General features: G+C 44.6%; 9 protein-coding genes and 1 pseudogene. 7 read left to right on the forward strand and 3 right to left on the reverse strand.

The features are described from left to right. Positions 1-8 precede the first annotated feature (8 nt). The 3 genes and pseudogenes from QT327_RS20200 to QT327_RS20210 all read left to right on the forward strand — a co-directional run. Positions 9-212 (forward strand): annotated as a pseudogene (locus QT327_RS20200) (alkaline phosphatase family protein); the annotation flags it as partial. 96 nt (positions 213-308) lie between these two features. Next, positions 309-2555 (forward strand): glycoside hydrolase family 2 protein, encoded by a 2247-nt coding sequence (locus tag QT327_RS20205; protein WP_289553851.1) that lies wholly within the window; start codon positions 309-311, stop codon positions 2553-2555. 5 nt (positions 2556-2560) lie between these two features. Next, on the forward strand, positions 2561-2980 hold the full coding sequence (locus tag QT327_RS20210; protein ID WP_289553852.1) for a hypothetical protein: 420 nt from the start codon (positions 2561-2563) through the stop codon (positions 2978-2980). A gap of 1 nt (position 2981) precedes the next feature. Here the strand turns inward: QT327_RS20210 and QT327_RS20215 are convergent, their stop codons facing one another. Continuing rightward, entirely contained in the window at positions 2982-4148 is a 1167-nt protein-coding gene (locus QT327_RS20215; protein ID WP_013665192.1) for a DNA-binding transcriptional regulator, read from the reverse strand. A gap of 219 nt (positions 4149-4367) precedes the next feature. Next, complete coding sequence (locus QT327_RS20220) at positions 4368-5231, reverse strand: ROK family protein (RefSeq protein WP_130856106.1); 864 nt, start codon at positions 5229-5231, stop codon at positions 4368-4370. A gap of 326 nt (positions 5232-5557) precedes the next feature. On the opposite strand from QT327_RS20220, the gene QT327_RS20225 reads away from it, so the two are divergent. Continuing rightward, on the forward strand, positions 5558-7399 hold the full coding sequence (locus QT327_RS20225; protein ID WP_289553853.1) for a carbon starvation CstA family protein: 1842 nt from the start codon (positions 5558-5560) through the stop codon (positions 7397-7399). A gap of 602 nt (positions 7400-8001) precedes the next feature. Here QT327_RS20225 and QT327_RS20230 read toward each other — a convergent pair. Then, positions 8002-9354, reverse strand: a complete 1353-nt coding sequence (locus QT327_RS20230) for an amidohydrolase family protein (RefSeq protein ID WP_289553854.1) — start codon at positions 9352-9354, stop codon at positions 8002-8004. Between the two features lie 217 nt (positions 9355-9571). On the opposite strand from QT327_RS20230, the gene QT327_RS20235 reads away from it, so the two are divergent. From QT327_RS20235 to QT327_RS20245, 3 genes are all read left to right on the forward strand, one after another. Next, on the forward strand, positions 9572-10207 hold the full coding sequence (locus tag QT327_RS20235; protein ID WP_289553855.1) for an RNA polymerase sigma factor: 636 nt from the start codon (positions 9572-9574) through the stop codon (positions 10205-10207). Between the two features lie 61 nt (positions 10208-10268). Then, positions 10269-11270, forward strand: a complete 1002-nt coding sequence (locus QT327_RS20240) for a FecR family protein (protein ID WP_289553856.1) — start codon at positions 10269-10271, stop codon at positions 11268-11270. Positions 11271-11437: 167 nt separating this feature from the next. Beyond that, entirely contained in the window at positions 11438-14815 is a 3378-nt protein-coding gene (locus QT327_RS20245) for a SusC/RagA family TonB-linked outer membrane protein (protein ID WP_289553857.1), read from the forward strand. Positions 14816-14822: the final 7 nt, after the last annotated feature.

A 14822-nucleotide genomic window follows, 5' to 3' on the forward strand; every position in this document is an offset into this window, starting at 1 on the left:
ACAAGAAAATGAATAAAAGATTTCTATTTTTCTTCCTTTGCGGCTTTTATTGCTACAGCTGCTTTGCACAGACGGAGGCGCTTAAACGACCAAAACTAGTAGTGGGCTTGGTTGTCGACCAAATGCGCAGGGATTACCTTTATCGTTTTTATGATCGCTATGGAGAAGGCGGCTTCAAACGCATATTACGAACCGGTTTTAGCCACGGGAATGACAGACATTCGGCCTACGTTGGCAGCACTATTACATATACAAGAACCCAACGGGAATGTTGGCCGCCCGTTGATTGATTTATTAAACCTACCCTAATGACGTCTTTTTCGACTGTATTGAAATTACAATTTGGCCTCCTAGCTTGTCTGCTAACGGCTAGCTGCAGGCAAGCTTCAACCGCATTGCCTATTGCCGAAAATGTGCTCGATTCAGGCTGGGTGATGGCTCCGAGCCAAGTGGTCGGCGACGAAGTGGACAAGGTATTGGAACACACGGCGGAAAATGATTGGTATCCGGCCTTGGTACCAGGCACCGTGCTTGGGGCATTGGTAGAAGCAGGTGTTTACCCCGATCCTTTTATAGGCACGCGCATGGATAGTATTCCTGCGCAAGTCTTTCAATCACCTTGGTGGTTCAAAAAGTCGTTGTATATCCATAACTTAAATTCGGAAGAACAGGTCATCCTTTATTTAGACGGCATCAACTATCGCGCGGATATTTGGCTTAACCAGCAGTTAATTGCCGATAAGGACAGCATCTACGGTGCCTTCCGACAATTTGCGTTGCCGGTGAGCCGCGCCATTAAAGAAGGCGAAAACCAACTGCTCATTAAGATTTATCCACCACAGGTGCGCGATTTTTATATGGGCTTCGTAGACTGGGCGCCCACACCGGCCGATCACTTTATGGGCATCTTTCGCGATATCCGGCTGAAGCGCAGCGGATCCGTTTTTATAGAAGACGTTTTTGTTGAGAGCGACTTTGATGTTTGCGATACCAGCAATGCGGAACTCAAGGCGCAAGTTGCATTAAGAAATGCAAGCGACAGGCCCGAGCAAATCACCTTGGCCCTTCGTATTGCCGGCCAGCAGCTAAAAAAACAGATCGTTCTCGAACCCTTCGCCCATCGGATAGTTTCGTTTGACCATCGTGACTTCCCACAGCTTCAAATAAAAAATCCAAAGCTCTGGTGGCCTAATGGCTTAGGAGCACCATCTCTTTATAAAGCAGCTGTAAAACTCTACAATAAAAACCAAGAGCTTTCTGATAGCAACTACCTCACGTTCGGGATCCGCAAAATCGAAACTTATCGAAACAGCAACCAGGGGCGACATTATAAAATAAACGGTCGTGATATACTCATCAAAGCTGCGGGTTGGGTAGATGATCTTTTTTTGCGTTATCTTCCCGATAAAGATCGTGCACAAATTCAATATGTGCAGGATATGGGGCTTAACGCCCTTCGTTTGGAAGGGGTATGGGCTAATAATCAGCATCTATACGATCTTTGTGACCAGTACGGCATTCTAGTGATGCCCGGATGGAGCTGCCAATGGGAGTGGCCGGATTATTTGGGTCTGCCACTCGAGATGAAAGCAGGGGACGAAAACCTGCCCATCAATGAAGGGGTTGAGCGCTACGCCATCAAGCTGATGCCGAAAGAAAAAGATTTATTAGCGACTTATTTCCGCGATCAGGTCAAATGGTTGCGCAACCATCCAAGTATTCTCACCTGGCTTGGTGGAAGTGATGCCATGCCTCCTCCCGATCTGGAACAACGTTATCTGGACACCTTGGCAAAATATGCGCCTACTACGTCGTTTCTGATCTCTGCGGGTGAGTTTACCAGTACAATATCGGGAAAATCGGGCATGAAAATGAACGGACCCTATCAATACGTGCCTCCCGTATACTGGTACGAGGACAAAAAATTAGGAGGTGCCTACGGTTTCAACTCGGAGGTCGGTCCAGGCCCACAAATCCCGCCCATTAAAAGCATCGAAAAAATGATTCCGCCGGCATACCGTTGGCCGGCTGACAATGCGGTATGGAACTACCACTCCGGACGCAAGGATTTTGCTAGCCTGTCTATCTACCTAGAGGCCTTGCAAAAGCGATATGGCCCTAGTCCTAATCTGGCAACGCTGGCTTTTAAAGCACAACTGTTAAATTATGAGGCGATTCGCCCAATGTTTGAAGCACATGTTATGAATAGAAAACAGGCAGGAGGTGTGGTTCAGTGGATGTTAAACTCGCCTTGGCCCGAATTTTACTGGCAGCTATATGATTATTACCTGATGCCAAATGCTGCTTACTTTGGTACGAAGAAGGCCTTGCAACCCATCCTCCCCTTATATAACTATCATGATAGATCGATTTACCTCAGTAATGATACGCGGCAAGATTTACGGAAACACCAATTGCTTGTACAAGTATACAATCTGCAGTCACAGTTGATCAGCCGGCAGGTAATACCAATTGATCAAATGAAAGCAAATCATGTTGTTAAGCTTATAAAGGTTCCATCAGCAAGCAAGAGCCGGTCACTTTCCTGCATTTAGCCGTTTTGAATGAGCATGGACAAGCCGTAGCCGACAATTTTTATTGGCTGAGTGCGCAGATGGACACACTGGATTGGAACACCTATTCTTGGTTTTATACACCGAGCAAGGAATTTGCAAATTTTCGTCCCTTATCTGAATTACCGCCTGTTAAGCTCGAAATGGCTAAGAAATTTTTACGGAATGAAGGAGCCTATCAAGTATGGCAAATAACACTAAAGAACACAAGTGACAAGCTTTCCTTTTTCAACGAATTACAGTTAATGAATGAGTCATTGACGGATAATGTATTGCCTGTTTTATGGTCTGATAATTACCTTTCTCTTCTCCCATATGAGGTTAAAATGATCACGGTCCGTTATCCAGAGGATCAGAACGCCCGGATTCAATTGCAATCGGTCAATGGGGAAGTAAAGATATTTTAGTTTACCTCCTTAGCTGTTGTCTCTTACGAAAGACGAAAGGGCTGCAACCATAGATCTGTTTAAACTGGCGTGCTACATTTTTGCTGTCCTCGTAACCCAAATCGAGCGCAATCTCATAAATTGCATGATCTGTTTGTAGGATTTTTTCGGCAAATTTTTCCATCCTTAAGGTCGAAATATACTTGTAGATAGGCATTCCCGTACATTCCAAAAATCGTTTCTCCAATACACGCCTGGATAAAGGAATCACCTTTAATACATCTTGTACACACAGGTTTTTCTCAATATTATGATGGATATACTTTAAAGAAGCCGCCACTTGGATGTCGTTAGTTGCATAAATATCGGTGGATTGGCGAGTAATAATCTGCAGTGGTCCGACATAAATATCTTCACCATTATAGGTGTCTGTCAGGATCATTTGTTCCATCCTATGTGCCGCTTGATACCCGCCCTTCTCTGCATTTAGTGAAATACTTGATAAGGGCGGATCGGAGAGTTCACAGATCATTTCGTCGTTGTCAACCCCTAATACGGCAATATCTTCGGGAATACGGATATGGGATAACCGACATGCTTCCGTAATATGTTGTCCCTGATTATCATCGCAGGCCATCAAAGCAATCGGTTTCGGTAGCGATTTGAGCCACCGACTCAACGCGCTGGGGCGGTAGTACCATAATTCATCGGCAGTAGGCCCGGTATGTTCAAAATAGTGTACCGAAAATCCCGCATATGCCAATCGCTGTTCAAATCCTGTAGCCCGTTCTCGCGACCAGACAATATCTTTGAACCCATAAAAAGCAAAGTGGGTAAAGCCCTTTTTTAAGAAATATTCTGCGGCCATGGCACCTGCTTCAAAATAGCCTCCGGTGATATTGGGAATGTTATGAAAACGCTCCTTAAAATCCTGCGCGATAACTTTAATATTGGCATCCAGTAACCGGTCGATTTCCGGATCATTGTATAGCTGACCAATGATTCCGTGCGCTCCCCACTCTTTTGCCCACCGCAAAATCCCTGACATGCCCAAAGTTTCCCGATGAAACAAAGGCATGGAGCAAAACAGCCATTTTCCGGACTCTTTAGCATAAGCCTTTATACCTTTCAACAGGCTCTTGCTGTATTCTTCGGCAAAATCGAGGAGCAGAATCACTTTGTAAACCATCGCTATTTAAAAATTAGTTCTTTGCCATCTATGCATCACCTCTTATGTTATTTATTGAATCAGGTTTATATCGGTAGGATTCATTTGCATGTATTTCGATTAAAAGCTTATAAATCCCGATACGCAATACGTACAATAAAGTTAAACATAAATGGCCAACACCGATCTTTTTCCCGCAAATTGTTAGACCTAAAAATTATTACATTTATGTATCTCCCATTAAATCCTAGTTCCCTTTGCAAGTACATTCATATCAAATTGGATTAAGGAGGCTGCGCCCAAAAGTGCAATATGCGAATGCTCGGAAGCCAACACGCGCACCTTTTGTAAGGTGTTGGAATAAGCAAAAGACCTCATTGACTCTTCCATGCTTTTCTTAAAAAGAGGGTAGGCCTTGGAGATGGACCCGCCTAATACGACCACTTCGGGATCGTAGGCGTAAAGCATTATTTTCAGTGCCTCGCCAACGTGAAGGCCAAACTCTTCCCAAAGCCTTATTGCCTCATGATCACCTCCAATAGCTTCTTTTGCGATCTCTTCTGCACTTTTTTGCATACGATCCATAAAAAACTGACTGCCTACATATTCTTCCAGTGTTTTATTCAGGTACGGTAAGAGTCCGATTTCGCCGGCCCCGCAATTATGGCCCATATAAAGCTGATGATTGAGTATCAGCCCTGCCCCCATACCCGTTCCGATTGTAACGCCAATAAGCGATCCTATCCCCTTTGCTACACCATAGTGATATTCGCCTAAGGTAAAGCAATTCACGTCGTTATTTATCTTCACGGGCAGGTGAAGCCGTTCCTGTACAATTCGTTTCAATTCAAGCCTTTTCCAAGCAGGAATATTCGCTACATCATATACCACGCCCTGTTCAATATCCACGACTGATGGAACGCCAATCCCGATTCCTTCAACGGCTTGGGTGGTTAGTGGTTTAATTGTTTCTATAAGTTGGTAGAGCGTAGCATCCATTGAATCCTTGTTTTGCAGTGCGCATTGATTTTGATGAATAACAACACCATTTTCTATCAATCCGGCACGAATATTAGTGCCTCCTATATCTACACCTATTACCATTTTTCGCTGAGTTACAAAGGTTTTTGTTCATACCTTTATAATACGGGCGCATCTTCAAAATGTACTATTCAATACCTATAAATTTATCCCTTAGCGTGGTTATGCCGTTGGCACTTTCGCTTGATCATTGGATCGATTAGATTGTTCGAACAAAGAAAGCCCATTGACATGATGTTAACTTTACGGATAGGTTAAGAAATAGTTGTACGTACCGGGAAATGGCATGTTTAAGCCTGCTTGCTGTTAGCGGTTGAGGCCGCCGTAATCTCGCGTATTTTACTTATGTTTGTGTATCTCGTTATTGTAAACCCAAATATGACCAATCGATGGAATCGCTAAACGGTATTAATGCACTCACCCTCGTTTTTACGTCTATTCTCTTATTTGCCATAGCCTATCGTTTTTATGGCATTTACCTGGCAAACAAAACCTTGAAACTCAATAATCAGCATGTTACACCGGCGATTGAATTTGCAGACGGCAAAGATTATGTAGCAACCAATAAGAATGTCCTCTTTGGGCATCACTTTGCGGCGATTGCTGCAGCGGGGCCGTTGGTTGGGCCGGTTTTGGCTGCGCAGTTCGGCTATTTGCCCGGGACGCTTTGGATACTTATTGGTTGTGTGCTGGGGGGTGGCGTGCATGATATGGTCGTACTTTTTGCATCGGTACGCCATAAAGGGCAGAGCCTGGCCACCATTGCGTCCAAAGAAATTGGTAAGATTACGGGGACAGTAGCGGGCTTTGCCATCTTGTTTATTCTTATTTTAACATTGGCAGGACTGTCTTTGGCTTGTATTAACGCGATGCACGAAGCCTCGTGGTCGCTCTTTACGGTATTGATTACGATGCCCATCGCGATTATCATGGGTTTGATCATGCGCTATAAAGCAAACAGTGTCTTATTTGCGAGCATGCTAGGGGGCGTGCTATTGATTGCCGGAATTATTGGCGGTCATAGCTTGATGCAGCATGAAGCGATCAATAAGCTATTCAGCTGGGACATTGGCACCATTTCCATTGCCATACCTGCTTATGGTTTTATCGCATCGGTATTACCGGTATGGCTACTTTTAGTACCGCGAGATTATCTCTCGACTTATCTCAAGATAGGTACCATTGTGATGTTAGCCATTGGGGTTATTTTCATCCATCCCACTTTAGAAATGCCGGCGCTTACTTCTTTCATCCATGGAGGTGGGCCGGTTATTGGAGGACCGGTACTTCCTTTTATTTTCATTGTGATTGCCTGCGGAGCTATATCGGGTTTTCATGCGGTAATCGCGACGGGGACAACCCCCAAAATGATTGCCCATGAACGCGAAATTCTTTTTGTAGGATACGGTGCCATGTTGGTGGAAGGTTTCGTAGCGCTGATGGCGCTGATTGCCGCCTGTACGTTGATGCCCGGGGATTATTTTGCTATCAATACGCCGAAAGAAGGATACGACGCCTTTTTAGCCGCCCATCCTGCCTTACATGGGGTCGATATCGATTACTTTTCGGAAAAGATTGGGGTAGATCTTCACGGTAGAACAGGAGGTGCCGTTTCTCTTGCCGTGGGTATGGCGCATATCTTTAATAAGATCCCGGGGATGGACACCCTTATGGCCTACTGGTATAATTTTGCTATTATGTTTGAGGCGGTTTTTATTTTAACCGCTATTGATGCCGGTACGCGTGTGGGGCGCTTCTTCTTGCAAGAGATGCTGGGCACTGTATGGCCGAAGTTCAATGATAAGAACTGGATACCGGGAATTGTGATCAGTAGTTTGCTTTTTACTTTCGCTTGGGGTTATCTCGTTTATACCGGCAATGTAAGCAGTATTTGGCCTTTGTTCGGTATCAGCAACCAACTTTTGGCTGCTTGTGGTTTGATTGTGTGTACGACGATGCTGATCCGTTTAAATCGTGGAAAACATGCAGTCTGTGCGGCCGTACCCGGTGTTTTTATGGCTTTTATCACTTTTTGGGCAGGCTATCTGCAAATCGTTGATATCTATCTTCCTCATGGAGAATACTTGCTGGCCGGATTGGCGACGCTGGCGATGCTGCTTATGCTTGTGGTATTTATAGGAGCGTTCCGGAAATGGTATCAATTGCTGCAATTGAATAGCCATCAGACAGACTATTACGGCGAGCAGGTGAAGGAGCTTGTGGAGCGATAAGTTCTACGTTATAAGTTTTAAGTTATAAGTTTTAAGTTAGGGCTTTTGCTATTGCCAGTGCAACTAATAAGGCTGTAAGCTATAGGCGCTAAGCCGTAGGCGTTACCGAATACTGCTGCTGATCGGCTATCAGAGGTCAGCGTCAGCTTTCAACCGCACATGGCCTATCCAGTTATAAGTTCTACGTTATAGGTTTTAAGTTAGGGTCTTAACGAGCTTTCAGTGATCAGCTATCAGTTGCACTAGCCCTTCTCATTATCACATTGGCTATTAAGCTATAGGCCATAAGCTATAAGCCATAAGCTGTAGGCGTTACCGAATACTGCTGCTGATCGGCTATCAGAGGTCAGCTTTCAGCTTTCAGTCGCGCTAGCCCTTTTCATTATGACATTGACTATTAAGCTATAGGCCATAAGCTATAAGCTGTAGGCGTCACCGAATACAGCTGCTACTGCAACCATTTAACGACTCAACCATTCAACTACTTCTTAGCGACTCAACCATTTAACGACTCAACTATTCAACTTATTCTTAGCGACTCAACCATTCAACGACTCAACTATTTAACGACTCAACTATTTAACTACTTCTTAACGACTCAACTATTCAACTACTTCCCTAGGCATCCATTGCCCTGCCTTCATTACCCCATCAATTTGATGGGTGTTTCTGATATCCGTTAATGGGTTTGCCTCTAAAATAAGTAAATCGGCCACTTTGCCTTTTTCGATGGTGCCATATTGCTTGTCGATGCGGAGGATTTTAGCGGCATTTTGCGTGGCAATGGAAATGGCTTCTAAGGGTGTTAGGCCTGCGCGTACAAGCAGTTCCAGTTCGCGATGTTCAGCATAACCTTGTACACGGGTCGGCGAGGCACCGGAATCGGTGCCTAACCCCACCAGTATGCCTGCTTTTGCCATGCGCAATACGTTCGCCAGCGCATTTTTGAGGGCTAAGACTTTTCTTTCGTATTGTGGATCTTTTTTTACCTGGCTTTGGTAATCGGGGGCACTGAGCATTTCGTAGACACCCGGTTCCAATGCCTGTTTAAAGAATGGATCGTTCATCCATTCGGGATCCGAGGCATAGGCGATAGCAAACTCATCGAGCGTGAGTGTTGGAATATAGGCCACTCGATTGGTTTTCATTTGGGTTAATAAATCGTCATCCACTAATTGATCGCGAATGCTATGGCCAAGCACGTCGACACCATCGGCAACGAGTTGACGGGCGTCCTCCAGGTTGTACACATGCGCTACCACGGGAATATTGTGCTTATGAGCTTCTTGGATGATAGCTTGGTATATAGAGCGGTCCATTTTTTTTGCGGTACCACCGAAATCGTCTACCCATATTTTGACAGCTTGGGGTTTATATTGCATTAATTGGTCCATCAAGGCAGGTACTTCTGAAGCGTTTGTTGGCCGATAGAGTAGATCCATGGGCGAACCGGTGGGTACCGCTCCGGGAACATTGAAACCAATGCCCGCTGAAAACAGTCGCGCACCGTCCAATTGCCCATTTTTGAGCGAATCGTATAGTTGATTTTCAAATAACAACGGTCGGTCGGTGCCCATAGAAAGGACCTGTAAGATGCCATATTGTTGATATTTTCGCAACTGGCGCAGTATGTTTCCCCGTGTAAAATTTTCCGCGCTGGCTGATGTTCCTTTCAAGGTGCCGATATGTACATGTGCACTGATAAAAGCAGGAAGAACTGTTTTTCCAGTGAGATTGATCACTTTTGCATCGCTTGTATCTAATTGGGAATCAATCGCTGCGATGAGACCATTTTCAATCGCAATATCGACTTGGCGAGCATCCGCCCCGGTTCCATCAATTACCAAGGCATCTTTTAATATTATTTTTGTGTCGTCAGCGACGTCAGCTTCTTGGCGAGAGGAAGAGCAGGCAAGGAAGAATAAAAGCAAAGGGAATAGCAATAATTTGTCCATAGCTGTCTATATTGGGCGTTTAAAGATAGCAATTTGTTTTTTAACGTGCGGGGCAAATCACACATCGTACCACTTGCATAACGTGCGGGGATTGCCTATGTTTGCCTCAATCCGTGTCTATGCATAAATTTATGCAAAGCCGAGTATAAACCCAAAAGCATTTTTAATATTAATTTAATATAAAAGACATCTTTTTTGGCTCATTTTGCCTGTTGATATGGATATCGAAAAGCTAAGCGAAAATCAGCATGCTGAAGGCGTTGGTTGCAAAGCTGGCCCTTCTGATACGGCCTTAGCGGATGCTATTCGGCAGGGAGATACGCGTGCTTTTCAGTTGTTCTATGATCGATTTTACCTGAGGCTACTGGTTCAGCTTAAATTGCTTTCGACTGATTTTCAGTTGGCGGAGGACATTTGTCAGGATGCATTTGTACGGCTTTGGGAAAAGCGCGAGTCGATCGATCCATCCAAATCACTACAGGCTTACCTGCGCAAGATAGCTCACCACCTTTTTGTCGATCTAAAACGAAAACAACAACTTCAACAGGTTTGGAATCAGGAAAGGGCTACGGAACCATGCTTGGAGGAAACGGTGCTTGAAAACCTTTATCATAAGGAACTGAACGATAAATTGCAAGAAGCCTTACAGTTATTGCCGGAGGAAAAGCAGCAAATTTTCCGGCTCAGCCGCGAACAACAGTTGAGCTATAAAGAAATCGCTCAGCTTGAAAATACTACACCTAAAGCCATCGAACGTCATATGGCAAGAACAAATGCATTCTTAAAGCGCTACCTACGCGAGTATACTGACTTAGCTTACCTTTTCGTGGTCGGTCTTTTTCTAGGGAAATAAAAAAAATTAAAGGGAGAGGGGGATGTGAGCTCCTTGTTCGTATACACTTTATCATAAAGACATGAAGTATACGACACACCGATATATCCATAAACTCTTAGCCGGTACCTTGCTGGAGGAAGAGCGGTTGGAATTGATTAATTGGTTTGATAACCTTTCAGCGGAAGAATCTCAGGCTTTTTTCGAAGAGCTGGGGCAATATATGGATCGTTTGGATGACGAGCAAGTAGCTCGTTTAGAGGATGTGTTGCAGCACCTGCGAGAACAATCCATCAGTACCGTGGCGGCAAGCAAATCGAGGAGCTTGCCCTTTTGGAAGGTGGCAGCTATCATCACTTTATTGCTTGTCGGAAGTGTGGTCTTGCTAAATTATTTGAACAAGAGAGAAGCCTTGTCTTCGGAATCCGCAAAGACATTGGTATGGAAGACAATAACGAATCCCGCCCGTACCCGCGCCAAGCTGCGTTTGCCCGATAGTTCGTGGGTGTGGTTAAACGCAGGCAGTAAATTGGTATATCCCGAGCGATTTGATGATTCCGTTCGTTTAGTCAAGTTAGTAGGAGAGGCTTTCTTTGAGATACAAGAAGATAACCAAAGACCCTTTTACGTGCAATCCTCAAGGCTAGTTACCCAAGTATTGGGAACCGCTTTTAATATGAAAGTTTTTGAGCATGAGCCTTTGGTGGTTACCGTACAGTCGGGCAAAGTGAAAGTAACCGGTGAAAAGGAGGAGCGGGTATTGACACCGAATCAACAAGTTGAGTACTTGGAAGGAATGGGTTTATCTGCTGTGAAAGCCGTAGACGCCTCGGTAAGCGCGAGCTGGCGAAATGGGGTGCTCAACTTAAATAATAAAACCCTTTGGCAGGCGACACGCGAAATGGAGCGCTGGTATGGTGTAACGATCCGTATTGATAAAGAAAAATTAAAGAATTGCGTGATAGCCGGGGAGCATACCAATACCGGTTTATATAATGTGTTAAACTCGTTGGCTTTTGTCTTGAAGCTGCGGTATACAACTAACGGAAATGAAATCGTCATTACAGACGGAAAGTGTCCTTAATTGATCAACCTCAAAAATAATAAAAATGAAACCGACATAGCATAAAATACATAAAGAAGCGGGAACATCGGATAATGTTCCCGCCGACGGCAGCTTAACAATACTTTGGCCGGTAAGAAAAGCTGCTACGGATTAACGAACTCAATATTCATTAAACACTCAAAATTATGAAATTAATACTACAACAAGTAGTAATTAGGATAGTTATGCGTATCGCAACCATTATTGCGTTTCTTATAATAAGCTTATCCTGTTCTTTTGCCACTACAGGAAAAGCACAGGGACTCGCAACGCTGACCGTTCACTTGGATATGAAACAGGCAACCGTTAAGCAAGTGCTCGAAGTGTTGGAGTCGAAAATAAACTATAAATTCTTATATCCAAAAGCCTTGGATAGTTATAAAAGCCCGGTTTCAATCTCCGGAACTTATGCGGTATCGGATATTTTGGTGGAGCTTGCGACCCAAACCGGATTGTCTTTCCGACAAATTAACCATACCATCGCCGTGTCGCTCAACAATGTGAAGGCTAAGAGTGATGCTATAAAACAACTGCTGGTAAGCGGTCGTGTAACCGACACCTTGGGAAACCCCTTACCGGGAGCCAGTGTGCTGGTGAAAGGCGGTGGTAAGGGTGCGAATACCGATAGTCAAGGGCATTATCGTATTCAGGCCGCTAAGGGTGATGTACTCTTGTTCTCTTATGTGGGCTATCGACAATTGGAAGTGCCGGTAGAAGGAAAGCAAACGATCGATGTGCAATTGCATGAAGAAGGTGCCGCTTTGAGTGAAGTAGTAGTGGTTGGCTATGGTGTACAAAAGAAAGCCACAGTAACGGGAGCGGTTGCAACGGTTTCGGGGAAAGAGATCAATAAGGCGCCTACGACCCATGTAGCCAATACGCTGGCAGGACGTGTAGCGGGGATTACCGGACTGGAAAAGACTGGCGAACCGGGTTCTGGCGGAGCGCAACTGTTTATACGCGGACAAAGTACGCTGGGCGATAATAGCCCGCTATTAGTTGTCGACGGAGTACCGAGTTTATTGGGAGGACTTGACAAATTGGACCCGAATGACATTGAAACGGTATCGGTATTAAAAGATGCCTCCGCTTCGATTTATGGTGCCAGAGCAGCGAACGGTGTTATCCTAGTAAAAACGAAACGTGGAATTGACGGAAAGCCGACGCTCGATTATAGCTTTAACCAGGGTTTTGTGACTCCAACGAGAATGCCCAAAATGGCTGATGCTCCGTTATACGCGCAACTGACCAATGAGATTCTTGAATATGCGGGGCAGCCTATTAAATTTTCGGCAGAAGATATCCAGAAATTTGCCGATGGTTCTTCACCTTATACCCATCCGAACACGGATTGGATCGATGCGGTTATTAAACCGCTTTCCTTACAGAATCGACATAATTTAGGGTTGCGCGGGGGATCGGAGAATATCAAGTACTTTGTTTCATTGGGCTCCCAATATGAAGATGCCGTGTACAGGAATAGTGCAACCAATTATAAGCAACAAAACTTACGGGTTAATTTGGATGCAAAGGTCAATGAATATATACAATTGAGCTTTGATTTGCAGGGTCGGCATACGAACCGAAATTATGCGCCGCGCGGAGCGGGCGATATTTTCCGGTTTATTCAACGTGGTCGACCAACGGAAACAGCCATTTGGCCAAACGGCCTCCCCGGGCCGGATATTGAAGGGGGTAATAACCCCGTAGTGACATCCACAGAGGAAGCTGGGTATAACCACCATGTGATTAACCTCGGGAATGCGATTATTGGTTATAAAATCAAGATTCCGGGAGTTGAAGGCTTATTTGTGGATGGAACCTATGCAGCGAGTGTAGAGGTGCTGCACCGCAAAAATTTTGTAAAGCCTTGGACCTTGTATTCCTTTGGCGGTTTTGACGAAAATAACGAGCCGAAGTTGGTCGCCGCCCAACGGGGTGTTAATTCGCCGGAACTGACCGAACGTTACGATCAGAATCAGCAGGTTCTTTTTAATACAAAGATCAACTATGTACGCTCTTTCGGCAAGCATAGTCTGAATAGCTTTGTGGCATATGAGCAAAATGTGGATAAGGGAACCAACATTCTGGGCTATCGTCGGGACTTTATATCCCCGGTGGTTGACCAACTTTTTGCGGGAGGTCAGGACATGCGCAGGGTGGAAGGGTATGGCTATGAATTTGCCCGAAGAAATTATTTTGGTAGAGTATCCTATCAATACAATGATACCTATTTACTCGACCTTAATTTTCGGGTAGATGGTTCGCAGAACTTTCCCGCGGGGAAACGTTATGGTTTCTTTCCCGGGGTGTCAGCCGGTTGGGTCTTATCCAATGAATCTTTTTGGACCAAATATGCGAAAACAGTCAATTTCATGAAATTAAGGGCCTCTTATGGGCAAATGGGAAATGATAAAATCGATAATTTCCAGTTCTTAAGTAATTATGGTTTTGAGAAAAATAGTGTTCTCCAGGGAGCAATTTTCGGAGATAACCTAACCTTCAATCCCGCAATTTATCCAGTGAGAGTGGCTAATCCCAATATTACCTGGGAGGTAGCCAATACCTTAAACGTCGGTTTGGAAGCTCAATTATGGAATGGTCGTTTCGGACTGGAATTCGATTATTTCCGTGCAGATCGTGATAAAATTCTTATTCAGCGTGCGCAGTCAATACCACAGTATGCAGGGTTTTCCTTACCTGACGAGAATTTAGGAAAAGTTCGTAACCAAGGTTTTGACGCGGTATTAAGCCATCGGAATACCTTCGGGAATTTACGAATGGACATCAGTGGCACCGTTTCCTTTGCGCGCAACAAGATTCTGTTTTGGGATGAATCCCAAAATATCCCGGCATACCAACAATATACCGGTTCTCGCATTGGATCCGGGCTCTATTACCATGCCATCGGGGTATTCAAAAATGAAGAGGAGCTGGAAAATTATCCTCATTGGTCAGGTGCTCGCCCGGGAGATGTGATCTTTGAGGACTTTAACCGAGATGGCAAAATAGATGCGTTGGATCGTATCCGTTTTGAACCTTCTTTCCCCGAGTGGAATTTCGGATTGAATATTAATTTGCAATACAAAAACTTTGATCTTTCGGCGCTTTTTCAGGGCGCTACCGGAGGCTCGCAATATGTGCGAACCGAGTCGGGCCTGATCGGGAATTTTCCCCTTGCTTTTGTAGAAAATCGCTGGACACCGGATAATCCGAACACGAATGTTCCTCGTGTATACGATACGCGTGAGTATTGGATTACGCAGGGCAATTCCCATTGGTTATGGGATACCGATTATGTTCGTCTGAAGACCTTACAGGTTGGTTATTCCCTTCCGGCACACGTGATCGAAAAAATCAAGCTGAAAGGTTTACGCTTTTATCTCAGTGGACAAAACCTGTTTACTTGGGATAAAATGAAGATTTTTGATCCTGAAATCCATGACAGAGAGGATAATGGAAATCAAGCTCATTATTATCCCCAAATCAAGATCTATAATATAGGTGCTAATATCACTTTCTAAAAGCTAA

It is taken from the genome of Olivibacter sp. 47, assembly GCF_030372825.1.
In the GTDB taxonomy this organism is placed as follows: domain Bacteria; phylum Bacteroidota; class Bacteroidia; order Sphingobacteriales; family Sphingobacteriaceae; genus Olivibacter; species Olivibacter oleidegradans.